Source organism: Glaesserella australis, from assembly GCF_003260095.1.
Taxonomy (GTDB): Bacteria; Pseudomonadota; Gammaproteobacteria; order Enterobacterales; family Pasteurellaceae; genus Glaesserella; species Glaesserella australis.
This window is the reverse complement of the sequence record NZ_PTPX01000019.1, coordinates 27,092-48,132: the sequence shown is the minus strand read 5'-3', so window position 1 is coordinate 48,132 and position 21,041 is coordinate 27,092. Positions and strand designations below refer to the sequence as shown.

The window sequence follows — 21,041 nt, the reverse complement described above, 5'->3', positions numbered from 1 at the left end:
AAAACTAAGATAATTTCTGACATGTTAGCATTTTAAAAAATGAAATTAAAGCCTTTTAGCCCTTTAGCCTTTTCATAAGCTAAATAGTACCTTTTGGGGTAAGCCCGCTCCACTTCAGTGGAGCGGATTGCCCTTGAAAAATTTACCCTTATTATCCCTTAGCCTTTTCCTTTTTGCCACTATTCTTCATATATATAAATTTCAAGCTCATAGTCAGTTTCATCATCTATGTTATTGTCATAAGAATCTTTATTATCTAACCGTGATCCAAAACGTAACTCAAGAGCCTCCTTTTTTTGCTCGTCTGATAAAAACTGCCAATAGTTACACTGTAGTTTTCCGTCATCTCCAAGTTCCCAAAGCCCCGCATAATTATAATTAGAGTACTCTGGTTCAGCATGACATATTTTTCCAATTCTTGGTTCAATATTTTGAGCATGAGAAAAATTTCCTAAACAGCACAGTACGGGAAATATGAGTAAATATTTCATAATAGAAAGATATGTTGTAATTTTGTTGTGACAGTCTAAAAGTTTGTCATTCTGTTTAAGAGAGAAAAGTAATCATGGATTTGGAATGATTCTTGGGGAAAACTATAAAATTTGTGTGAAGAGTTTATGCTGGTTCATCATGTTTAAAAATATCAAAATTAATACTGTCATTTGAGTATAGTTCAAAGCTACTAGCATAAATAACTTAAATACTACCACCATATAGCAATTAAATAGAGTTAAATGGTACAGGCATAATTTATAGATCTAAATGAAGGTACATAAATGTTAACCGCACGAATTTATATGAGAGTATCCACTGATCATCAAGATTTACAACGACAAGAAAAACTTATCAAAGATACACAAGAAAAAGGATTCTATGTTGCCGCAGTTTATAGAGAAAAGATATCTGGCGTAACAGAATGGGAGCAACGCCCTGAATTATTTCGTTTGATTAATGATTTACAGCAAAATGATATTGTAGTTGCAGAAAGTATTGATCGGTTAACACGGCTGGAGCCGAAGAAAGCACTTGAGCTTATTGAGGCGATTAGGTCTAAAGGAGCGAAAATTCAAGTGCCTGAAGTCTTTGACTTCGACACTATATCAAAGGAACTCGGCTCTCCAACGGAGAGTTTCGATCCTAGCTTTCTGATGTCTGATTTATTTACGGCAATGCAGAATATGTTTTTCAAACTAGCTGTCAGTGTAGCGTACGATGACTACCGAAAACGGAAAGAGCGGCAAAGACAAGGTATTGAATTAGCCAAAAAGCAGAGACGGTATCGGGGGCGACAACCAAACATAGAATTGCACAAGTCAATTGTTACAAGCCGTCAAAATGGCAACTCAATCACGAAGACTGCCAAGGTATTAAATACAAGTGAAAGTACGGTTCAACGTGTTTGGCGTAAGTTTCAACTTAATCATAACTCTTAACTTTTCAATGAGATAAAAAAAATGAAACGATCCATTTTAGACTTTATACAAAATAGAGGATTACAAATCCCTCTAATCTATTCCGACTACGAAGAAGACGTGACTGGTTATATTCGCTTCTATATTCCCAATACAAAATGGGAGTTTTATATTTATGAAATAGACGAACCTTGTGATTTTGCAAATGCTCTAGTTTATTCCCCACATACACACGGCATACCTGATCACGGTTTAATTCCATTACAGAATTTCGTAGCTGAATATGCAGAAGCATTCTCAGGTGAAGTTGATTTCTCTTTAGCTATAATTGATGAGACGTTCACACCAACTAAGCTATCCGAAATCCGAAGTAACAAGCCAGCATTAAATGGCTAAGGTGGTGGCATTATGAATATTGAGGCTGAATTCCTTCAGTATGCGTTTGATAAATACAAATATAATCCAATTCAGTTAAAGGCTTTTTGTAAAATTATGCTACGTCAAGCTGGGGGCTATGATAGATCCTTAACTGAAGAGCAAAAAATAAATTTGCTTAATCAAGTTAAGTTAGATTTGGATTTTTGTATGCAAGAAATTAATTGAATAATAAAGCCACTTTATTTCTAAAGTGGCTTTATATTATCAGTAAAATATAACCTCATTTTCACCAATATCGTCAGATACGATTAATAGTGGTAACTGACCTTGAGGAATTGGCTGCTCACTATTCTCTGAGTCAATGTTAACTGAATCAATCATATCCGCTGCCGACGGCATTTTCTGCTCCAGTTTATGAAACCAGTTTCCCATTAAATGAGCCAGTGTATACATCTGAATTTTGGTTTCATTCAGAAGCGTGTCACCAACTACAATACAAGCTGGGATATGAAGTAATGAGAGCTGAATGTAGCACATCATTGCAGCGATGAAATCAATATCCTGACAGTGTACCCATAGGCATTGCTGTGGATTGTATCCAGCATCAATAAGGTGATTAATACAACCAATAACCATTACGCCTGATCCGCAAGATGGTTCAGAAAGCGTGATAAATCCACGTCGCTGAATTACTTTCTGGCAATCAGATAGTGTCACTTTAGCCATAAAATCCGCAATATGTGACGGCGTAAAGTATTGTCCTTTGTAACCGTCACCGAGATCCAGACTCATAAATACACTACCAAGAAAGTCGTATCGCTGCTGGGTGAGTGCATCCACTGTAATTGCTAATAACTGTGCCAACGCAGTAAATTCTTCTTCAGAATAACGGGCTCTGGCGTGGTTAAAGCGTTCCAGTAAGGCGGGGGCAGTTTCACTACGGTAAGTCACCTGATACATATCTAACGCCGATAGCGTGATGAAGTCATAAAAGACCTCAGAGCGGCGGTAGTGTGGAGCTATACGCTGAAACAGTTGAATAAATTGCTGTTCAAAATTTTCCATTGGATTACTCCTAAACGTTTATGGAGTAATCCCCCTAGGGAATTACCCCTAGGGTGGAAATTACATTGTAAAAACCTACTTAATCATCGTCACAGATGAACTCTTCATCAAAGACATCCTCAGCAAATTGTCGAATTTCATCGTCATCTTTGTATACCTGATAGAAAGAACCATCCATATCAGCGACAAATTCCCCTGCGAACCACATTCCAGACTCAAAAAACGATAGTGTAAATTCAATCTCAGGAAAAGCTGCACAAAGTGCACCAAACCAGCGGTCAGGTGGCCCCCACGGTGTATCAAATAGGCAGTAGATGCTATCTTCTTCGAAAACAACTTGGCAGTTATCTGGATGAACATTCCATTTACAGCCCCAATTTGCAATAGACCAGTCATACCAATCTTTGTAGCCATATTGGTTTAGATTTGATAAATACTGCTCACCAAGTGTTAAATCTAGCCATAGCATTTTCTGTTCATCAGGGCGAGCTTTCAACCAGTGAATAAAATCCCCTACTTTCCAGCGGTGATGTTTGGCTTTAGCATAAATACGATCAACCTGTGATGTATTAATGTACTGTTGAAGTAACGCCCGATTTATTCGCTTCGTTTTCGGTAGGGTGAGAAAACGCATCGCTTTATCACCACTACTACCACTCTCTATATAAAGAGATTCTGACATAGGAACCATAAGATTAAAATCCAATAACCATTGCCCATTATCGTTCTGGGTAAAGAGCTTGGTTTTAACTTGTTCCATCTGCTCAGAATGACAAGTAACGTGTAGTTTATTTTGGCACCAATTTGGCATAGTGTACTCCTTAATTTTGTAGAAAAATGAAGGGATACACCATGCCCAAGGGGATAATGTATCCCCTAATGGGTAAATTTCAGTTAGTATGCTAACTTGTGAGGTTCATATGTTCGGATTATCACTTGCAGTGTTTTCTACCTAATGATACCCAGAAAGCTAGCCAGCCAGCAAGGTTATCATTATATGATACTCCGAATTTCTTCTCGTAGAGTGCTTGTAACGATTGCTCACATGTAATAATTTGTTCTCGGATATGTGGTATCCAATCACCATTTTGATCATATGCTTGCTCGTACAATATGCAATATTTTAGGTAAATGGTATCAATTTCTTGATCCAAATTTTCCATAGCTATTCTCCTATGCTTCATAGTTAAAACGTTCATATTGTTGAACAACTTGCAATGTCTCAAACATATATTGACAGGCTTCGCGAGCTTTTCCTGCTGCCTTAAAAATCGCTTTCTTATCTTCCTTCAGAAGTTTAATCCAGCTCGCAATATAACTTGCATTTTTTGGAACAGTATTAAACCCAAGATGGCTACATAAAAAGGCGGCGCCCATTTCTGCAACAAGCTCTTCAAATACGTAGACTTTGTTACCAAACTTGGACTTACCAGAAGCTATCCCTTCTCTATTTAATCGAGTTTTATGCCCCGTCGAATGTATCATTTCGTGTAATAACACTTCATAAAAGCCCTGTTCATTTGTGAACTGCTTCATTTCTGGCATTACAATGATATCTTCATTAGGATTATAGAAAGCTCTATTACTCGGTTTCATATTTACCTGTACTTCAATCCCTTCCATTATTTGACGAATTTCTGCAAATTCTTGGTAAGGCATAGAATTACTCTCGGGCTTAGAATCTGACACAGCTTCATAGAGAATTTTTGGTAATGACTCACATTGTTCTATGTTAAATACACAATGCTTTTTGAGATAAGCAAAATGCTCCATCTCAATATTTCCATCATCATCTACGATCTGATTACCATCTTCATCTAATTTCTCTCGCTCAACAGGACAATAATTGACAATCACAGTTGCTTTTTCACCTTTTCTGATACGTCCGCCTAATTTGTTAGCTGCTTCAGCTGTTATCCATTTTGACTGTTTATAGCCATTCTCTTCGTTCGCCATCCATAACAACAGAATATTAACTCCATTATAGTAGCGATCCGATACTGCATTACGTGGTAAGCTCAGATTACAATCAGGACTAGACCAAGGTTTTAACCAAGGAGCTGTACCAGCTTCTAAGGCTTTTACAATACGATCTGTCACATTTTGATAAATGTCGAATTTAGGTTGTTGAGTCTTTGTGTTCATAATATGTTCTCCTATAAAATAAAATGGAGAACATATCCTTTGGAGAATATATTCCCCAAAGGGTTAAAATTGTTTATATAGCAAGCGGTTTGATTTGAGAAAATTGTTGCGATAATTCAACTATTTTCTGACGAGCTTGCTGAATTGCTTCTTTAAGCAATGTTCGTTTATATCCAGAAAACGTTTTATCATTTTCTGAATATGTAAGTTCACCGATATAATCATCTCCTAATGAAATGCCTGTATTACGATCAATAACTTGAGCATATACATTGGCATATTTTGTGTCACCTTTGATTAAAGATTCACAAAACTGCTTAATATCTTCAGGATCATCATAGGGTGAGAAAGCAAAATCAGCAGGTTCTGCGATAAGCTCAATACGGTAATTCGATGTATTAAATTGATATGCTACCTGTTTATCACTGGGTGTAGCTTCAATGATACGATAACCTTCTCGTGCTAATCGCTTAGAGAGTTCTCTGATATATTCACTGAGATCTGCCACAAAATCATCCCATAAAGCTTTGTACTGGTGTACCTTACTTTGAGGGAAATACCATTTTTTATATGTATCTACATTGTGGAAAAAATAGAGATCTTCTGCACAAGGAGCCTCCAAATCCATTGTGTTTGAATGAGAATAATGATAACCAAACTTATTTCTAATAATGGTTAAATAATCATAATAATTTTCCCATTCTAAAATGGATTTAACGAGTCTTTCAAACATACGGTGTTTACGTTTTTGATTTGGGTAGACTTTTTTAAATAAATCAACCCAGTCTCTAGACCAAATTTCACCGTAAAATGCGACTCCGTCACCCTGGCAATAATTGAGCGAATATTCAATTTGTAAATTGTCAGGGAGTCCCGCTTCAAATAGCTTCTGATTAAAATAAGATGTCAAAATATTCATAGTGTGTTTCTCCAAAATATAAGGGGAAACACTTCCCTAAGGAAATGATTTCCCCAAGGAATTGAATAGACTCCTTTATCCAAGGAGTCCGATTTGTTAATTACCTATTCATCGTCTATTCTTTCGAAATGATCAATGAGCCATCATCCTTTTCTTTTACCGTAAAAAATCTAAATAATGCGCCATACTTAGTTGGCAATTTATATAAAAATCTTACTGTTTTTTCAGATGGTTGACGGTTTATCCAAGCATCATATGCTTGTTTTTTTAAGTCATCTGTAAAATTCGCCTGCTCTTTCCAATTTTTGGAAAGCTGATATCCTACTGCAGATAATAGAATGTGAATTTTAGGTTTGGATTCCAGCATATTTATCTCCTAGAATGTAGGGGAAAATACTGTTTCCAAAGGGGAAGCGATTTTCCCCTATGGGTGGATAACTACTTAATCATATAGAAGAATGTACTTACTGCACCTCCAATAAATGAAAGTACAATAAGTAAACTAGAAACAAAGAACCAACGCTTTTTGAGTTGGCGAGTTTCTTGTTCAAACTCTTCTGCTTGTTCTTCAAGGTGAGCAAAAATTTCAGCCTGAATTCGTTCATCTTCAGCTTCAATACGCTCATTGATACCTTTGGTCACTTCAATGTATTTTTTGGTCGCTGCTTTTTTAGCAGAAACAAAAACACTACCTAATTTGTTACCAAATTTATTGAAGATCGAAGTAGATTTAGGCGTAAAAGAATCGAACGCACCGATGTCGTGTGAATTGTTCATAGAGATTTCTCCAAGGTAATGTCCAAGGAGAACCTTATCCCTAGGAATAAAGTTTTCCTGGGACAGGTTAATGAAAAGTATAAGATGCATTCCTAACAACACTAGATATCGAAGAACAGTATGTTAGAGTCCTTTTCAGAATGCTGAGAACATTTGGGATATGAACCATTTTACCGCAGTAAAACGTGGCCTTATAGGTTCTAGCCACCTAACTTAGTTATCAACGATAACAAAGATAGCTTTATTATGATAACTGCTACACATCTTTCAATTTAAAACTATATTTTTCTTTTTTATAGTTTAAAAACTATCACAAATCTAAACATACTTTTTCATTTCATTTATATCGCTAACTTCTTAATGTTACGTTGATTAAATCTTTGTGAGGATAATTATGCGTAGAATTTTACTCAGCACAGTACTGTTATTTCTATCTTATTATGGCTACACCAAAGAAAATTCTAGTGTAATGGTAACAGTATATACCACCCAAAACTACCCTATAAAAAATGCTAATTTGGCCGATTACATATATCAGCTTGATGCTGTGGAGATTATTGAAGAGCAAATTAGTCAATCCTTAGGGCAAGATCCACTAATTGCAGAAAAACAAGCCAAACGTTTGATGCAAGATAAATCATGGATGAATTTTCAAAATCAACTGATACAAGCATACCATGGGGTAACAAAAGGTTGGAAAAATGGGATCATGAAAGTTCCTGCGATTGTTTTCAATGAAGATTCACCTAATCCGTCTGTTATATATGGTGAGCAAGATGTAGCCAAAGCAATCAGTCTTTATAAGTCACATCAGTAAGGTACCTATATGAAAGCTAAAATCTTACAAACATATTTAAAACCGCTTTTAATATCTTGTTCCATAGCGACTTACTATACTCCTGCTGTACAAGCAATAGAAGCTAACACGCTGAATACCGCATCAATAATGGCATCAGGAGCATCAACGGGTTGTGCTGATTATAAAATAGTAGGGATATGCTACTGGCTACATTGTACCTACTGGAAATGTAGCGTTCGAACATCAATGAAGGTTCACCACTTTATTCCTGAAATGGTTGTATCTGTGTATAACCATAACAATCAAAGTCCTTGGAAAGAGGTTAATTTCATGAATACGGGTGTGATGGGTGGACAACATCAAACGCCAAGTAAAATGTATACTCAGTTTACTTTCAAAAATGGAGAGGCTATCGGTCATCCAGGTGGGATTGGATTGCAGATGATCAGTAGTATGGGATATTCCTGCCAAAGTCAAACAAATGCATTTCAACCATATTTTTTAAGTAGTTTAGATTTTTTTGCATGGCGTTTTGGTATGCCAGAAATGTTTTACCCTGAAGCTATCACTCCTGGAATGAGAGAGGTTAGTCAAAATGGTGATTTATGGGGAAATATTTATCCACGTGGAGGAAGCATTACACAAACCCATGATTATAAAGCCTCAGCAGTTATTGCTCAGAGAATTGGGGATATTGTTAGCCGTACTGGACAACTACATGTTTACATTCCTGCGGCTAAGCGTGGTGGAGAGGGAAAATGGTATCCAAAAGAAGTCAAAGAGGGTGATAAAAAAACACATCGTTGGCAAATGTTAAGCCCTAAAACTGAGCGTAGCTGCTCAGTGTTCCCAAATGGGAGTTCTGTTGCTGCACATGGAGATAAAGTATCAAATACAGAAAACTACAGTTGGGCGTTATGGAGACCTTATGCTTGTTGCAAAAAGAGAGGTCAAAAATTTTTAGGTAACAGTGATTGGATAAATACACATACACAATAGGTGATGATATGAAAACAAAGCAAAAACTTAGCGTTTTAGCACTCGCTATTTCGATTGGTATTGTATCGGAAAGTAGCCAAGCTAACACAGAATATGTGCAAGGTACTGTTTTATCCGATAAAGTTTTTTATCAAATTGGAGGCGGCTCCGCTGTTATGCCACCACCATCAAGAAAAAGACCAAATGAACTAAGCATTGGAATCGGTTGGAAATCCAATTTAACTTGCGGTAACTTTGATATTAAAACCACAATCAAAAATCAGCTAAATGGTATCACTGAAGGCTTTAAAGATTTGTATGGCAATGTTATTGAATCTGCAACAGGAGCTGTTGCAAGCTTACCCGCAATGATTATTCAACGAGCCAATCCTCAACTTTATGACATACTTAGTAATGGTATGTATCAAGCTAAATTAGATTTTGACTCCTTAAAAACAAGTTGTGAAGAAATGTCCAATCATTTGGCTGATTACGTTATGGATAGTAAATGGGCTAAAATGGCAGGATTGGAAAATTACAAAGAGATTGCCTCTACAGAAACAGATGCCAAAAAAGCCAAGAAAAAATCTGAACAAGAGCAAGGTAGTAAAGGTATAACTTGGATTGGTGGTGTGAAAAAAGGTGGTATGGGGCAACAAGCCATAGATGTTATTAAAGATGTTGTTGGGGCAGGGTTTAATATGTCTCTTGGTCGAGCTCCAACGGCTAAAGGAGCTATTCCAAAGACTCAGTGTGATGGTATGTTATGTACGGAATGGCAATCTCCCGAGGATATGGCTGAATATGCGAAACGTATTTTAGGTGAGAAAACGATGACCACATGTGATAATTGTGGAAATAAAAAAACAAAAGCAGGTACGGGCTTAGCTCCTGAGATAGAAAATCAGACAAAAATAAAAGCAACTCAACTGGAAGAGTTACTTAATGCTGAAGCTATTTCGGCAGAAAAGTTGAATCAACTTAGCACATCAACTGTAGCGGTAACTAGGGGACTAATCGAATCTTTAAAAGAAGATCCTGATGCATCTATTCTTGGCTTTAGATTAGCTCAAGAATTAGCAATATCCAAGGAATTGGAAAAGGCTTTAGTTCTACGCCGAGTTATTCTAACTGGAATGAAAGAGCCTAATGTTTCTAATAATGAAGGAGCTCAAGAAGAACTAGAAAAATCATTAAAAATGCTTGATAGAGAAATCGAGCAGGTTAAACTGGAAATGGAGTTGCAAAGATCAATTAGTAATAATACAGCAATTGCTATACTAAATAATAGAATGGTGGAGCAACAGAGAGCTCTTGATAGTAATACCCCTGATGACAATAAGAAATTACATAATTTATCTAAAGATTCTGGAGCAAATATACTAGATACGAGCAATAGTAATTTATTTACTTCTCTTGATAGATATATTCCAATTCCAAGTAGTGATTCTAGTGGTCTAGGAAACATCTATGCAAGCTATACTTCAAGTATCAATGGTAATGCACCATATTCACCTATAGGGGTTATTGCTGGTAGCGCCAAAGATCAAGCAATGGGGTTATTGAGACAATTTGAAGGTTTTATCTCAACGGCTAAATATGATGTTAATGCTCCTAGGGTTGGATATGGTTCTGATACTATTACTAGGGCAGATGGAACAGTTGTAAAAGTAACCTCAAATACAACTACAACAAGAGAAGATGCAGAAAGAGATTTAGCTAGAAGAACCCATGAATATTCTACTCAAATACAAAGAGAAATTGGAAGTTCTACATGGAATAATCTAACTCCGAGTGCTCAAGCAGCTTTAATTTCTTACACATATAACTACGGAACTCTAAATAAAACTAAAAGTGTTATAGCAGCTGCGCAGGCCGCAGCTGAGTCTGGAGATATGGCAAAACTAGCTATTGCAATTAGAAATAGATCTGTAGACAATAATGGTGTAAATTCAAGACGTCGTAATCAAGAAGCAGATTATATTTCTAACAATTAATGATTACTAAGGAGTATTCATATGCGTAAAATTACAATCTCATTGATTTCAATGATACTTTTTTCTGGTAATGCACTAGCTAGTGATTCTAGTACTAATATTATCTACTCTTGTACAACCACTGAAAATAAACAACTTACAATTAAAAAATCTCAGTCAGATTATATTTTTTCCTATGACAGCCTAATATTCAGTAACTCTATCAACGATGTAATGAAACATGAAGGAACATCTATTGATATCGGGTCGGGCTTTACATCAATTGGTATTGAATTGCATAATCAAGGTAGTTCGTATATTATTGGACATGCGTACCCTAATAATAAACCTAAGGAATTAATAGAGCCTGGATTATTAATTCAAAACGCAAAAGATAAGGCTGTAAAAGGAATTTTTGAGTGTAATCCTAAAAAACAGATCAAACATAATTTCGATACTAAAATTATGAGAAAAACTGGAGTTTCTCCATAAGTTTATAGTTCTATGGGAGATAAATAATGAAAAATTACTTATTAAAGTCTAGAATGGGTAAATTACTATACTATGGCGTTAGAATTTTATTTGTCGGTAGTATATTTGGAGTTGTTATGTTGTTTAGTTATTTATATATACTAGTATTTAGTATGTTAAATCGTGAACTAGGGTATCCATCTGATAATTTCTCTAAGAAAAATTAAAAAGTAGGCATCATATAGATGCCTACTTTTATCAAATTATTTTGGTACTGGAAATTTATTGGAAGATGAGTTTGTTCCTCTCGTTACTGAATTAGCAATAACAGTTCCAAAACTAAACCCTGCCCAACTTAACATTCCAAACCATAATGTCGGTAATACAATAAACATTGTCCCTAATACAAATTGTAAAATCAAATCATCTTGGGTATTTTGTATTCCTGCTAGGTTCCATCTTGAGTGTGTATCACTATCATACATTGCTGATAGTATCCAACTATCAAGCCATCTAGCTAACTCCCACCAAAATGACAAAAAGAACAATCCTACTAACATCGTAGATATTGTCATTATAGTTTTAATACTATACCCACTGAATATAGTAATAATAGGTATAGATACAATTAGAGCTAATATTATTAAGCCTTGAACCATAGGCAAAGATTGTCTAATAGAGTCAAATGCTGGAAACATTGCTACACTAGCGATAGAATTTGCTGCCGTTCCTGCAGTTCTCGCAATAGCATTAGACCAACTAGGATCGGTATTACCACCATATCCTCCATAAGCATAGCCTGATGAAACAGTAATATTCTGCGGACTAACTAATCGTCTAATTATGGAATCCTCATATTCACTAGGATTTCCCCATATTTTTTGCATCCGATTCAATAAGCTTGGCTCAAATTGAGTTAATAATCTTGCTCTTAATCCTATTCTACTATCCGCCCACCATTCTTTACATGTAGGAAATCCCCCGTTTCCTGTATTAGGTAAACCAGAATCTCTAGGTAAAGAGTAACTCCATTGAGAACGAGGCAACTTAGAACGATAATTATCGTAAAATCCAGATATATTTATAAATAAACTAGAGCCAATCCAATCTATATCACGAGCCTGTGCCTCATTTAAGAATGTTTGCTCTCGCTTTATTTTAGTTCTAGATGGAATAAAACATTGTTCTACAAAATCTTGGACTTCTTGTCTGAGTACGGGATTTGCAATCTGAGTATTTTGTACCTCGAATCTAATTTGTCTCAAATCAGCCTTACATGGAATAATAGACACGGCTCCATGAGTTAAGCCTTTCCCTACTGAATAGGTAAATGCCCACCACAATGGCAATGTCGCACTTTTACCATTCAACTCACTTGATAAACTGGATAATCCTGTATCACTCGGTTTGTATATTGAGTGACCACAAGACTTCATTCTTTCAGTATTAAACTGTAGCGTTGTGTAGGACACATTAAACAAGGGAAGACAAGTTAAAACCATAATGGTTATTGCAATATATATCTTCGTTTCAATCCAGCTTGCGAGTAAACGCCCTTTTTCTCCTTCATCATCTCCTTGCTCTCTCACTTTCAAAAAGAGCCCTATCACATGGAATAAGATTGGTGCAGCAAATAAACCTGATTGAACAAGCAGATCCCAAATTCCATTATTAATAATCCAGCCAAGTAATGTTAGGAAATATTCAAAATAACTATCTACTGTTAATGATATGTTCATTGGCTTACCCCTGTAATAATTGAATTAAGCTGGTTAATTCGATAATTGCAACAGCAACTCCTAAAGGTCTAAATAATGATTTATATTGCTCAGATATTTTTACCAGTTTATTGATGAAGATAATAATGATGCCATAAATAACTATCCGAAAAGCTAACCATATATACCAAGTTTTTTGTATAAAATTCGTAATTTTGTCAAACTCTACACCATAGTTTACGGCCAAATGCGCAATAGCAAGAAGCGTCAAAATGATGAATACAAACACAAAGATAAATTTCAGTAATGACCAAAACTTACTATGTGGCACGGTGTCATTATTGATGTTTTTATCTTCAGTTTGAGCCTTCATAAAAATACCCTTGTAAAATCAAATTGTTAACTTTCCGCATCTGATATTGTTATATGATTATCCACAGTTTGTGTGGATAACTCATGTTTAAGTAACTCAACTAACCAAAAAGCATCTGTTGTATCAGTCACATTGATATTTAAACGATAGGTGTTTGGCTGTTCGAGCGTAGGTAATTCCGTATAGCCTGCGAGCACCATCATTAAATCAAAAGATTCTTCCTGATTATTTTTAATTCCTATTAATCGTAGACGAATATAATTCATATTCGTTACACGGTATGGATGCGTTTTAATATATTTAAGTGTCCCTACTCTTTGTTTAATATAAGTAATCAATGCTTCGACCTGTTTTTGTTGTTGTTCGGATAGCATTTTTTTCAATTCCACAATACTGGGTTCATGTGGTGAGATAGAAAATAGTGTTTTTCTTTTCATTTTGTGATTCCTCTTGCTTTGTCAATGTTTTCTGCGACTTTAATTGCTGCATCAAGTTCACAAATACCATATTTTTGCATCAACGTAGCACGTTCGGCTTTTTCTTCTGGTTCAGTCATCGCCAGCGCAAGGTATAAACTTGGTGGCACGACTCGGAATAAGGCTTCCATCTTACTTGATAACACGACACCTTCTGTATATTTTCGGTTTTCTTTTTTAACTGATGTAACTAAGAAAATTTGTTCTGGAGTTAGTTGCTTAAATCGCCCAACTTGTTCTACTTCATCTTTCTCAAGACACAATAATTCCCACCACTCTAGCATTGAGAGTAGTTTAGACGCATCGCCAGGGAAGTCTTTCAGGTTTTGTGTGGCAAGCCATAGCCAAATACCTAGCTTACGCCACATTTTACCTGCTTTCGTCAAAAAGCGAGCTAACATTGCATTTACTGTAATGATGTGAGCTTCGTCCGTAATATTGACAATAGGGCGACCTGAAAATTGATATTTTTCTCCTAATGAATTGATATGATTAATCAAAGAGATATAAGCAATAGCTAATTGAGCTTCATAGCCTTCTCTTGCCAACGTAGCTAAATCAACAAGCGTAATATCTGCATCGGGCCAGATTTCACCTTCTCTGTTGAAAAGTTCTGCTTCAAAACTACCAGGTAAACAAAACATCCCAATAGCTTCGCCCATTTCATAAGCACGTGTTCGACGTGCTTCAGGGAGAGATTCATCTTGGCTTAATTCATAAAAAGCGTCTCTAATATCCTGAGTTAATGTTGTTCGCCCATGTGAATATGTTTTTTGAGCAGCCAATAGAATTGCTTTGCGAATCATCGCTTTATCAGGTCGGGTTAGTTTTTCATCTTCCTTAACCTCTCCACCAGTAATCATTAGACGAGCGGCAATTTCCATCTCTCCTAATATATCTCGCTGATCATCTCCCTCTTCTTCATCAGCAGTTTCAATAGAGGACGAATCCTCCACATGATTTCCTTGGATTTCTTTCAATAATTCGCTTTGGGTTTTCGATAATTCAGGATCTGCCACAAGTCGATGACAGTCGGCAAATAATGGTAGTGAAACACCCCCACCAGGCTTCAAAGTTACACGATTGACAGTTAATCCATAGCGTTCTGCATATTCAGACATTAATCCAAATGAATTTCCCGCTTCAATGACAAATAATCGAGGACGATGAATTGCCATCAACTGTGCAATCTTTCCGTTTAAGGTAGCTGATTTACCTGCTCCAGTCGGACCAAGAATAAGTGCATGTCCACTTTTTGCTCGGTCATCTTTATTTAAGGGATCAAAATCTAAGGGGGCACCACCACGGTTAAAGTAGGTAATGCCAGGGTGACGAGTACCAATACCTCGTCCAAATACAGGTAATAAGTTAGCAATATGCTGTACAAAATTGAATTTAGTATAGAGTGCATGACGATCGTCTGCGGGATTGAAACACATAGGTAACCATCGAATATAGCTACTTAGTGGTGCAATTTCCATACCTTCTTTAACTGCAACTAATCCTGTTGACTGTAAGGTTGTTCGTAGACGGCGTGAGCGTTTTCGTAATTCATCAGTGGTATTAGCTCGCAGATAAAATGCCAGTGAAGATCGATACATTTTGTGTTTGTCTTTCAAAATATCTTTAACTCGATCACAATCTTTTTTGGCATAAATAGATTCTGTATTTTCTCCTAGAGCACTATCTTTAATACTCTGTATATGGTTTTCTAGTAGGTCTTGTGGATAAACGACAACAGTTAAAACCATAATGGTATTTTCTGGTAATAGGTCAAATAAACTATTAACATTATCTCCACGTTTGACTTCCCCTGTAAGATGACCAACTTCTGGAGCTCTTCGTAAGGAATCAACCACAACTACTTCATGTGGACAATTATCAAAATACCAATAACTTCCTTCTGTTCTTGGTGTATTGACGAGTAACGTTTCTGCAAAATCATTCACTAAATACAGATCATCAGGATTATTGTTCTGTTTAATAGTGTAATGACAGGCCTTATAGAATTCTTCAGGATTATCATAGTCTTCAGGTACAGGGTTGAACCAACGTAAAAGCCACTGATGAATTGCGTTTCCGTTCAGACGCTGAGCTCGAATGCCAGCCCCCAAAAGTGCATTCGTTACACTATCACAGGTTGCATTTAAGTCTTCTAGTGCTTGATCTAGTGTAATGTGTTTTTCAACGTAGCGATAAATGACCATTCGAGTACGACGTTGTTGCCCTCGCCATTGTGTACCTGTGACCGCTTTGTCTTCGAATAGACCACCTGGTTTGGATACATCACGTAAATGTTTTCCCATAATGTTAAGCCATTGCTCTGTAAATTGAGTTCCCTGAGCATTAGGTTTTACATAGTTACGTAAAATATCTTCATATTCCATGGACATCTCATCATCTTGGCAATAAAACTGCACAACCCAAGGCGACATATCTAATTCAGGAAAACTATCTTGAATTGCATGGCAGACTTGGGTTCTTGCATTAGCCAAAAATTCCGCAGAACGACCTTCAGTACCAATCACAGTAAGCTCAAAAATAGCACCGACAGAACGACCATCTTCAAGAAGTAATGTTTTATCTTCATCTAAGAACTCGACCCAAGGAAGCCTATCCACAAAGGATAGCGATGGCTTGTATTGTTCTAAATGTTCTTTTTGAGTGTAATTACCTTGTCGTCGAATGAATTCAACATGTTGAGAGACTGGTGCTTCAGGTGCATTTTCTGTACTTTCTGAAACTTGTTGTTTACGACCAAATAATCTATTTAACATGGTTTTTATCCTTTACGACTAGTATTCACGTGTTCGCTCACCTGGTTGGGCATATTGAACTCGTCCGTAAAATGGAAATACAGTTGTATAGCCTGGGATGGGAACTGGTTCTGCAGTTTGAGATAAATGCGGGAATACATACATTACAAGATCAGGATTAGGCAATCTCGGAAATAAATTTGTTGCTTCATTTGCAGCTGTGCGAGTGTAATGGGTGTATTCAGCAGCATTTGAAAAGCTACTATTAATGGGTCTTACAAACTGAAGTGCATTTCTGGCTTCTTGTAGACCACTTTGTGTTCCCCCACCATTTTGTTGCCAAATGTCTTGCATTGTTTCACTACCTGTTGGTAATAATTCATCTTGTGATGTAGAACATCCAGCTAAAATAAATGAGCTAACTAACAGTAAAACTGGGAATTTCATCTGTATCTCCTTAATCTATTTGGCTAGTTCCAGAATTTTTTTGGTATTTCACTTTACGAGCTGCAGAATCGTAATCAATATTAATTGATTGAGAAATATGAACCGCAACAGCTTGTCCTGGTGGGACATAAATAGCATCAAACATTTGCCCATAGCGTTGTCTAAACCAATTTTCCATTTCTTTTAAACCGCCTCCGAGCGCTTGCCCTAATATATATTTACCTTGACTACCTGTGACGGCACCAACAACGGAATTACCATCAACCACTGTTGTAGTTTGGCTTTGAGCCATGCTTTGAGCAGTTGCTCCTGCTGCGGATAATAAAAATTGAGATGATAAATATTCTGGTGCATTTGTTTTTCTTTCACCTGGTATACATGGTAATCCATTTGGATTAGATAACCATCCTAGAGATTTTCCATTGTTACTCCCTTGGTTCTCCTGCGTGGCAATACGTCCATCACTAAATACGAATGTAATACTATCGACATTTCCTTTTACGCAAGACAATGTCCAATCTCCACTTGCAGTTCCTGAAACAATGGCACCTTCAACATCAGGAAGCTGAATACCATTTGCCATAAGGTTTTCCCGACCGATTACAACTTTAAAAGGGTAAGGATCTGTAACATTTCCATCAATAGGCACTCGTCCCAATAATGCAGTCATTGCGACAGAACCCATCAGCGTAGAATTTGCGGGTAAAGTATAAAAAGGTTTTTTTGTCTGTTTTTCACGAGAATTGGGTTGTCCGTGGAGCTCTACAGCCGCCTGACCGAGAGTTGAGTCATCTAATGCTTTAAATGGATTTGGGAAGTTTGCAACAGTTTCTCCAGTAAAGTTTGAGGATACAGGTTTACCATTACGATCCGTCAATGTTACATCTGATGGCTGAATCCATTTTACTGCAGATTGGCTTCCTTCATCTTGATAAGCATTACCCGTATTAGAATGAGAACTATTAAATTGAGATTCCCCTTCCATTCCTAAACCAATAGGAATATCGTTTGAGCTTGGGTTGTCATTAGAGAGATTTGAGAATCTATCTGTTACTTCACGAAATCTACGTTCAAAATCAGCCATTAATTCTTGTTGTTTTGTTTGAATAGCATCATCAATTTGACGAGATACATCGTAAGACTGAATTTTCAATGCCTGATTTTCTTTTTTAAGACGCTCATTCTCTTCGTTTGTTCGTTGTACTTCTGCTTTGGTTTCTTTAACTGCACCCAATAATGTTTTCAGGGTATCATGTGGCGTATCTCCCGCAGTAAGACCAAGCTCTTTCTGCTCAGTTTCAGTGAGATCGTAAACGACATCAGAGACTTCATTTTGAGATACCTGATTATTTTGGTTGTTTTTATAGGTAACAAATAAGATAAAAGCGAAAGCAAAAACAACAATAGGGACGATAATTTTCAGTAACCCATTTGATTTAACTGTACTCATATCTATCTCCTATTTAGTTTTGGTAGATGTTGAGGATGCTTTTTTCACAATAACATTAGGTACAAAGGCTTGATTTGGAGCACCTTCAGTGACTAAATAAACTACAGTAGTATCTTCTGGCGTACCTTTTTTCCCTAACCAATTATGCTGAAAAGTGGCTGAGTAGAAATATCCCTGTAAATACCGTGGGTCTAGATTAACTTGGTAAGGAGCTAAATTCTTTAGTCTTACTGCGGTGACAACGTATCCATCAAGCCCCCAACTATCTAATGGTGTAGCTAAAATACTTAAATTTGGCATCAATGTAGGCAGGCTTTTTGGTAGTTTTGCCGCTATTCTACGTACACCAGGGAGAGGTTCTACCGTTCTTAATGGGGCATACAAGGATTGAGCTGCATATCTAGTGAGTGCTGCTGGGGGAGGTAATTGACTTTTTACTGGATTTTCCATGCTTACATCTGGGTCAGATATATCTGTTTGAGCAATACCAGTCTTATTATTAGAAACAGATTCATCGAAAATAATTCTGACGGATTCTAATTTACCTGTATTTGCTTTACTACGCACATCAAGTAGGACAATTTGCCCTGTTTCCATATCTCTTAATTGGATACGGTTTAAATCGAAAGTTTCGTTAGCTTTCAGATAGACTGCACCACCTGTACTTTGTACTCGTAATTTACCATCTAATTCTGACGGTAAACCTACTTGAACATTTTTATCGACAAAAACGATGCGTTCTTGATTGACATTCAGATCGATAGGGAGTGGAACTCGATTCCATTGCATAAGAATTTCACTTTGTGCAGGAAGTGACAGTAACGTAGTTAGTAGTAATGTTGATTTATTGATTGTCATAAAATTACTCCCATTATTTTTTCTCTTCTTCAACCTTGATTTCAATACGTTTAGGTGTTGAGCGATAGCAATTAAGAGCAAGCCCCCAAGGGTTGGCTTCAGGATTCAGATCGTAACGAACAATATGTAATGGATAGCGAACAAGTACTCGTTTAACAGGGTTATCTAAATAATATTCATCGGTACTTAAGTCTAATGTAACATCCCAATCATCTTGGCTATTAATCGTTACTCTTGATTGACTGAATCCCCGTCCTGGAATCTCATATACACCACGAACACGATTTCGTAGTTCACCTAATAAGTTACGATTTTCATAATCTCTCAATAAAAATTGGTAGCAGTGTGGTGTCAAATAGGCTTGAAGTGCCTCAATATTTTTCTTATAGTCCACTTCGCCATCTTGGGGCCAACGGTTTAACTGCTGGAAAATATAGAATGAAAATGCGTACACCGTGGATGGTGGTACCTCCCACCATGCTCTTACAGAGCCAGAGCGTAAATCAGGTGGATTATGAATGGTTAAATATTTAGGAGATGAATACCACCCATAAGCAAAAATACCTGAAATAATTGTAAGAATGAGAATAACTAACCGTAAACTTTGAATATGAAATCTTTCGCTTGTAAGTGCATGTTTATATTTACTCATTTTTTACCCCGTTGTTTAGGTGTACGTTTGATAGACCAGTATGTATTCGTTGTAATAAATCGTGACGGACTCTTTTTGAGTTCTACATAGCGTTCCAACCAAGTATCAGGTTTTCCACGTTTAAGGCGAGAAATATAAGCACCGCCGAATCGCATTGATAAGTAGCCAATTGCTAACATCCCCATGGGAATTGCATACCAATCAACTGGGAAAATAAGGATCACCAACAGTCCCAATAAAGCACCAATTACTGCACCAATAAACATCACTAAAATTAATTCAATAAATGTCATCCCCCTAAATACTGCAGGGCGACGATTTAGGCGCTCTGGAATGAATGTAACTGTGTCTGTTGATGATCCTTCTTTCATACAGGTGTCCCTTATAGAATTTTACTTGCTTCTGTAATTAGCCAAATGATAACCACGAGTAAAATGGCACCAACAAGCGCAAGCATCCCTAAGTCTCCCCATTTCTTACGGCCAGCCTGGACTTCACCAAACTCAGAGATTAGAGAGCCTGCTACTTTCATAAATGCAAAAGCACCAAGCAAGAGCCCGCCGAGAATCAACGCATCATAAGCATGATTTTTGATCGTTTGCATGATGCCTGTACCTTCACCTCGAGAAGGTGCTTGCATTTTTGGTAAGTCCGCAAGTGCTTCATTAACACTTAGGATAGCTAAAGCTACAGAGGCAGTGGCTTGATTTCTAAATGATTTAAGAGATTTAGATGCTCTTTTGATAAATTTTTTCATAATGGATCCTTAATGAAAAATTGACCTAACTAACGCAGTAAGAAATAGGTGAGAATTACAATGACTATGGCAAATCTCACAATTAATTTTAGGAACTTGGGAATGGTTGTTTTACCTTTCACAAGTGCGTCATAATTCTTCAAGATGATGTAAGCAAAAATGAGAAATAGGGCCGAAAAAATCAAACCTAAGAGAAGATAGTTGAGTTCACCTACAGGGCTATTTGCTCCAATCTTAAAAGCTTCTACAGCAGTATTACTCATTTTTGATTCACTCTAACTTTGTCATACTCTCCCGATAATGTTCGGATTTGTCTTGGGTCACGTGGTTGAGCTCGATTACTATTTATGTAACGATCAATACCATCACGAACAATAGCAATATCTTGTTTAGCCTTTGTATAGTCAAAATACACTCTATCTTTAACTCGGATGTTACTAGCATGTTTTTGTGCTCGATACAAAGCTTGTTGAGCTGACTCTAATTGACGAATAGCCTGCTCAAGCTCGGCTTTTTCATTGGCATAAACAGGGAAAGAGAAAAATGTAGATATCAGAAGAAAAATGGTTAATTGCTTTTGCATTATGAACTCCCATCTGTTAGTTACTGCGAGAAGATAATGCAAAAAATAGGT

At 36.8% G+C, this 21,041-nt stretch carries 27 protein-coding genes; 7 read left to right on the top strand and 20 right to left on the bottom strand.

Annotated elements, in window-relative coordinates:
* Nucleotides 1-179: 179 nt before the first annotated feature.
* A complete protein-coding gene (locus C5N92_RS10255; RefSeq protein ID WP_111750754.1) occupies nt 180-491 on the bottom strand; it encodes a hypothetical protein in 312 nt (103 codons plus the stop codon).
* Between the two features lie 306 nt (nt 492-797).
* Here C5N92_RS10255 and C5N92_RS10250 point away from each other — a divergent pair, with 306 nt between their 5' ends.
* From C5N92_RS10250 to C5N92_RS10240, 3 genes are read left to right on the top strand one after another with little or no spacing between them, the layout of a single operon-like run.
* Entirely contained in the window at nt 798-1,433 is a 636-nt protein-coding gene (locus C5N92_RS10250) for a recombinase family protein (RefSeq protein ID WP_238138448.1), read from the top strand.
* Nucleotides 1,434-1,454: 21 nt separating this feature from the next.
* Nucleotides 1,455-1,808: a hypothetical protein gene (locus tag C5N92_RS10245; protein WP_111750752.1), complete on the top strand. Its 354-nt coding sequence runs from the start codon at nt 1,455-1,457 to the stop codon at nt 1,806-1,808.
* Nucleotides 1,809-1,820: 12 nt separating this feature from the next.
* Nucleotides 1,821-2,015: a hypothetical protein gene (locus C5N92_RS10240; RefSeq protein WP_111750751.1), complete on the top strand. Its 195-nt coding sequence runs from the start codon at nt 1,821-1,823 to the stop codon at nt 2,013-2,015.
* A gap of 39 nt (nt 2,016-2,054) precedes the next feature.
* Here the strand turns inward: C5N92_RS10240 and C5N92_RS10235 are convergent, their stop codons facing one another.
* The 7 genes from C5N92_RS10235 to C5N92_RS10205 all read right to left on the bottom strand — a co-directional run bounded on the left by C5N92_RS10235 (nt 2,055) and on the right by C5N92_RS10205 (nt 6,696).
* Entirely contained in the window at nt 2,055-2,855 is an 801-nt protein-coding gene (locus tag C5N92_RS10235) for an N-6 DNA methylase (RefSeq protein WP_111750750.1), read from the bottom strand.
* 79 nt (nt 2,856-2,934) lie between these two features.
* A complete protein-coding gene (locus tag C5N92_RS10230) occupies nt 2,935-3,666 on the bottom strand; it encodes a DUF1281 family ferredoxin-like fold protein (protein WP_111750749.1) in 732 nt (243 codons plus the stop codon).
* 121 nt (nt 3,667-3,787) lie between these two features.
* Complete coding sequence (locus C5N92_RS10225; protein WP_111750748.1) at nt 3,788-4,018, bottom strand: hypothetical protein; 231 nt, start codon at nt 4,016-4,018, stop codon at nt 3,788-3,790.
* Between the two features lie 10 nt (nt 4,019-4,028).
* On the bottom strand, nt 4,029-5,000 hold the full coding sequence (locus tag C5N92_RS10220) for an ArdC family protein (protein ID WP_111750747.1): 972 nt from the start codon (nt 4,998-5,000) through the stop codon (nt 4,029-4,031).
* Nucleotides 5,001-5,073: 73 nt separating this feature from the next.
* Nucleotides 5,074-5,919 (bottom strand): hypothetical protein, encoded by an 846-nt coding sequence (locus C5N92_RS10215; RefSeq protein ID WP_111750746.1) that lies wholly within the window; start codon nt 5,917-5,919, stop codon nt 5,074-5,076.
* 115 nt (nt 5,920-6,034) lie between these two features.
* On the bottom strand, nt 6,035-6,286 hold the full coding sequence (locus C5N92_RS10210; protein WP_111750745.1) for a hypothetical protein: 252 nt from the start codon (nt 6,284-6,286) through the stop codon (nt 6,035-6,037).
* A 71-nt stretch (nt 6,287-6,357) separates the two neighbouring features.
* Entirely contained in the window at nt 6,358-6,696 is a 339-nt protein-coding gene (locus tag C5N92_RS10205) for a hypothetical protein (protein WP_111750744.1), read from the bottom strand.
* 394 nt (nt 6,697-7,090) lie between these two features.
* Here C5N92_RS10205 and C5N92_RS10200 point away from each other — a divergent pair, with 394 nt between their 5' ends.
* The 4 genes from C5N92_RS10200 to C5N92_RS10185 are packed head-to-tail and all read left to right on the top strand — an operon-like array spanning nt 7,091 to nt 10,941.
* On the top strand, nt 7,091-7,513 hold the full coding sequence (locus tag C5N92_RS10200) for a TIGR03757 family integrating conjugative element protein (protein WP_111750743.1): 423 nt from the start codon (nt 7,091-7,093) through the stop codon (nt 7,511-7,513).
* A gap of 9 nt (nt 7,514-7,522) precedes the next feature.
* Entirely contained in the window at nt 7,523-8,494 is a 972-nt protein-coding gene (locus tag C5N92_RS10195; protein WP_111750742.1) for a TIGR03756 family integrating conjugative element protein, read from the top strand.
* A gap of 8 nt (nt 8,495-8,502) precedes the next feature.
* Nucleotides 8,503-10,470, top strand: coding sequence for an integrating conjugative element protein (locus C5N92_RS10190; protein WP_111750741.1), 1,968 nt, complete (start codon nt 8,503-8,505; stop codon nt 10,468-10,470).
* 21 nt (nt 10,471-10,491) lie between these two features.
* On the top strand, nt 10,492-10,941 hold the full coding sequence (locus C5N92_RS10185; RefSeq protein ID WP_111750740.1) for a hypothetical protein: 450 nt from the start codon (nt 10,492-10,494) through the stop codon (nt 10,939-10,941).
* Between the two features lie 242 nt (nt 10,942-11,183).
* On the opposite strand, the gene C5N92_RS10180 is transcribed toward C5N92_RS10185, so the two are convergent.
* The 12 genes from C5N92_RS10180 to C5N92_RS10125 are packed head-to-tail and all read right to left on the bottom strand — an operon-like array spanning nt 11,184 to nt 20,990.
* Nucleotides 11,184-12,659, bottom strand: coding sequence for a conjugal transfer protein TraG N-terminal domain-containing protein (locus C5N92_RS10180; protein ID WP_111750739.1), 1,476 nt, complete (start codon nt 12,657-12,659; stop codon nt 11,184-11,186).
* 4 nt (nt 12,660-12,663) lie between these two features.
* On the bottom strand, nt 12,664-13,011 hold the full coding sequence (locus tag C5N92_RS10175) for a hypothetical protein (RefSeq protein WP_111750738.1): 348 nt from the start codon (nt 13,009-13,011) through the stop codon (nt 12,664-12,666).
* A gap of 26 nt (nt 13,012-13,037) precedes the next feature.
* Nucleotides 13,038-13,448 (bottom strand): hypothetical protein, encoded by a 411-nt coding sequence (locus C5N92_RS10170; RefSeq protein WP_111750737.1) that lies wholly within the window; start codon nt 13,446-13,448, stop codon nt 13,038-13,040.
* Entirely contained in the window at nt 13,445-16,264 is a 2,820-nt protein-coding gene (locus tag C5N92_RS10165; protein ID WP_111750736.1) for a conjugative transfer ATPase, read from the bottom strand. The genes C5N92_RS10170 and C5N92_RS10165 overlap by 4 nt, the downstream gene beginning before the upstream one ends.
* Before the next feature lie 18 nt (nt 16,265-16,282).
* On the bottom strand, nt 16,283-16,690 hold the full coding sequence (locus tag C5N92_RS10160; RefSeq protein WP_021112563.1) for a TIGR03751 family conjugal transfer lipoprotein: 408 nt from the start codon (nt 16,688-16,690) through the stop codon (nt 16,283-16,285).
* A gap of 10 nt (nt 16,691-16,700) precedes the next feature.
* A complete protein-coding gene (locus C5N92_RS10155; RefSeq protein WP_111750735.1) occupies nt 16,701-18,140 on the bottom strand; it encodes a TIGR03752 family integrating conjugative element protein in 1,440 nt (479 codons plus the stop codon).
* A gap of 9 nt (nt 18,141-18,149) precedes the next feature.
* A complete protein-coding gene (locus C5N92_RS10150; protein WP_369828950.1) occupies nt 18,150-18,992 on the bottom strand; it encodes a TIGR03749 family integrating conjugative element protein in 843 nt (280 codons plus the stop codon).
* Nucleotides 18,993-19,011: 19 nt separating this feature from the next.
* Nucleotides 19,012-19,650 (bottom strand): PFL_4703 family integrating conjugative element protein, encoded by a 639-nt coding sequence (locus C5N92_RS10145; protein WP_021112553.1) that lies wholly within the window; start codon nt 19,648-19,650, stop codon nt 19,012-19,014.
* Nucleotides 19,647-20,021 carry a TIGR03750 family conjugal transfer protein gene (locus C5N92_RS10140; protein ID WP_111750733.1) on the bottom strand — a complete coding sequence of 125 codons (375 nt, stop codon included), beginning with the start codon at nt 20,019-20,021 and terminating at the stop codon, nt 19,647-19,649. The genes C5N92_RS10145 and C5N92_RS10140 overlap by 4 nt, the downstream gene beginning before the upstream one ends.
* An 11-nt stretch (nt 20,022-20,032) precedes the next feature.
* Nucleotides 20,033-20,407, bottom strand: coding sequence for a TIGR03745 family integrating conjugative element membrane protein (locus C5N92_RS10135; RefSeq protein WP_111750732.1), 375 nt, complete (start codon nt 20,405-20,407; stop codon nt 20,033-20,035).
* Nucleotides 20,408-20,436: 29 nt separating this feature from the next.
* Nucleotides 20,437-20,670 (bottom strand): DUF3262 family protein, encoded by a 234-nt coding sequence (locus C5N92_RS11475; protein ID WP_042905578.1) that lies wholly within the window; start codon nt 20,668-20,670, stop codon nt 20,437-20,439.
* Nucleotides 20,667-20,990, bottom strand: coding sequence for an integrative conjugative element protein, RAQPRD family (locus C5N92_RS10125; protein WP_111750731.1), 324 nt, complete (start codon nt 20,988-20,990; stop codon nt 20,667-20,669). The genes C5N92_RS11475 and C5N92_RS10125 overlap by 4 nt, the downstream gene beginning before the upstream one ends.
* Between the last annotated feature and the right edge of the window lie 51 nt (nt 20,991-21,041).

Excerpts from the sequence above, each read along its gene's own strand:
- C5N92_RS10145 (WP_021112553.1), bottom strand. The coding sequence starts at position 19,650 with ATGAGTAAATATAAACATGCACTTACAAGCGAAAGATTTCATATTCAA.
- C5N92_RS10200 (WP_111750743.1), top strand. The coding sequence starts at position 7,091 with ATGCGTAGAATTTTACTCAGCACAGTACTGTTATTTCTATCTTATTAT.
- C5N92_RS10190 (WP_111750741.1), top strand. The coding sequence starts at position 8,503 with ATGAAAACAAAGCAAAAACTTAGCGTTTTAGCACTCGCTATTTCGATT.
- C5N92_RS10250 (WP_238138448.1), top strand. The coding sequence starts at position 798 with ATGAGAGTATCCACTGATCATCAAGATTTACAACGACAAGAAAAACTT.
- C5N92_RS10230 (WP_111750749.1), bottom strand. The coding sequence starts at position 3,666 with ATGCCAAATTGGTGCCAAAATAAACTACACGTTACTTGTCATTCTGAG.
- C5N92_RS10180 (WP_111750739.1), bottom strand. The coding sequence starts at position 12,659 with ATGAACATATCATTAACAGTAGATAGTTATTTTGAATATTTCCTAACA.
- C5N92_RS10235 (WP_111750750.1), bottom strand. The coding sequence starts at position 2,855 with ATGGAAAATTTTGAACAGCAATTTATTCAACTGTTTCAGCGTATAGCT.
- C5N92_RS10170 (WP_111750737.1), bottom strand. The coding sequence starts at position 13,448 with ATGAAAAGAAAAACACTATTTTCTATCTCACCACATGAACCCAGTATT.
- C5N92_RS10140 (WP_111750733.1), bottom strand. The coding sequence starts at position 20,021 with ATGAAAGAAGGATCATCAACAGACACAGTTACATTCATTCCAGAGCGC.
- C5N92_RS10210 (WP_111750745.1), bottom strand. The coding sequence starts at position 6,286 with ATGCTGGAATCCAAACCTAAAATTCACATTCTATTATCTGCAGTAGGA.
- C5N92_RS10245 (WP_111750752.1), top strand. The coding sequence starts at position 1,455 with ATGAAACGATCCATTTTAGACTTTATACAAAATAGAGGATTACAAATC.
- C5N92_RS10220 (WP_111750747.1), bottom strand. The coding sequence starts at position 5,000 with ATGAACACAAAGACTCAACAACCTAAATTCGACATTTATCAAAATGTG.
- C5N92_RS10155 (WP_111750735.1), bottom strand. The coding sequence starts at position 18,140 with ATGAGTACAGTTAAATCAAATGGGTTACTGAAAATTATCGTCCCTATT.
- C5N92_RS11475 (WP_042905578.1), bottom strand. The coding sequence starts at position 20,670 with ATGAGTAATACTGCTGTAGAAGCTTTTAAGATTGGAGCAAATAGCCCT.
- C5N92_RS10195 (WP_111750742.1), top strand. The coding sequence starts at position 7,523 with ATGAAAGCTAAAATCTTACAAACATATTTAAAACCGCTTTTAATATCT.
- C5N92_RS10175 (WP_111750738.1), bottom strand. The coding sequence starts at position 13,011 with ATGAAGGCTCAAACTGAAGATAAAAACATCAATAATGACACCGTGCCA.
- C5N92_RS10165 (WP_111750736.1), bottom strand. The coding sequence starts at position 16,264 with ATGTTAAATAGATTATTTGGTCGTAAACAACAAGTTTCAGAAAGTACA.
- C5N92_RS10240 (WP_111750751.1), top strand. The coding sequence starts at position 1,821 with ATGAATATTGAGGCTGAATTCCTTCAGTATGCGTTTGATAAATACAAA.
- C5N92_RS10215 (WP_111750746.1), bottom strand. The coding sequence starts at position 5,919 with ATGAATATTTTGACATCTTATTTTAATCAGAAGCTATTTGAAGCGGGA.
- C5N92_RS10185 (WP_111750740.1), top strand. The coding sequence starts at position 10,492 with ATGCGTAAAATTACAATCTCATTGATTTCAATGATACTTTTTTCTGGT.
- C5N92_RS10160 (WP_021112563.1), bottom strand. The coding sequence starts at position 16,690 with ATGAAATTCCCAGTTTTACTGTTAGTTAGCTCATTTATTTTAGCTGGA.
- C5N92_RS10225 (WP_111750748.1), bottom strand. The coding sequence starts at position 4,018 with ATGGAAAATTTGGATCAAGAAATTGATACCATTTACCTAAAATATTGC.
- C5N92_RS10205 (WP_111750744.1), bottom strand. The coding sequence starts at position 6,696 with ATGAACAATTCACACGACATCGGTGCGTTCGATTCTTTTACGCCTAAA.
- C5N92_RS10125 (WP_111750731.1), bottom strand. The coding sequence starts at position 20,990 with ATGCAAAAGCAATTAACCATTTTTCTTCTGATATCTACATTTTTCTCT.
- C5N92_RS10255 (WP_111750754.1), bottom strand. The coding sequence starts at position 491 with ATGAAATATTTACTCATATTTCCCGTACTGTGCTGTTTAGGAAATTTT.
- C5N92_RS10135 (WP_111750732.1), bottom strand. The coding sequence starts at position 20,407 with ATGAAAAAATTTATCAAAAGAGCATCTAAATCTCTTAAATCATTTAGA.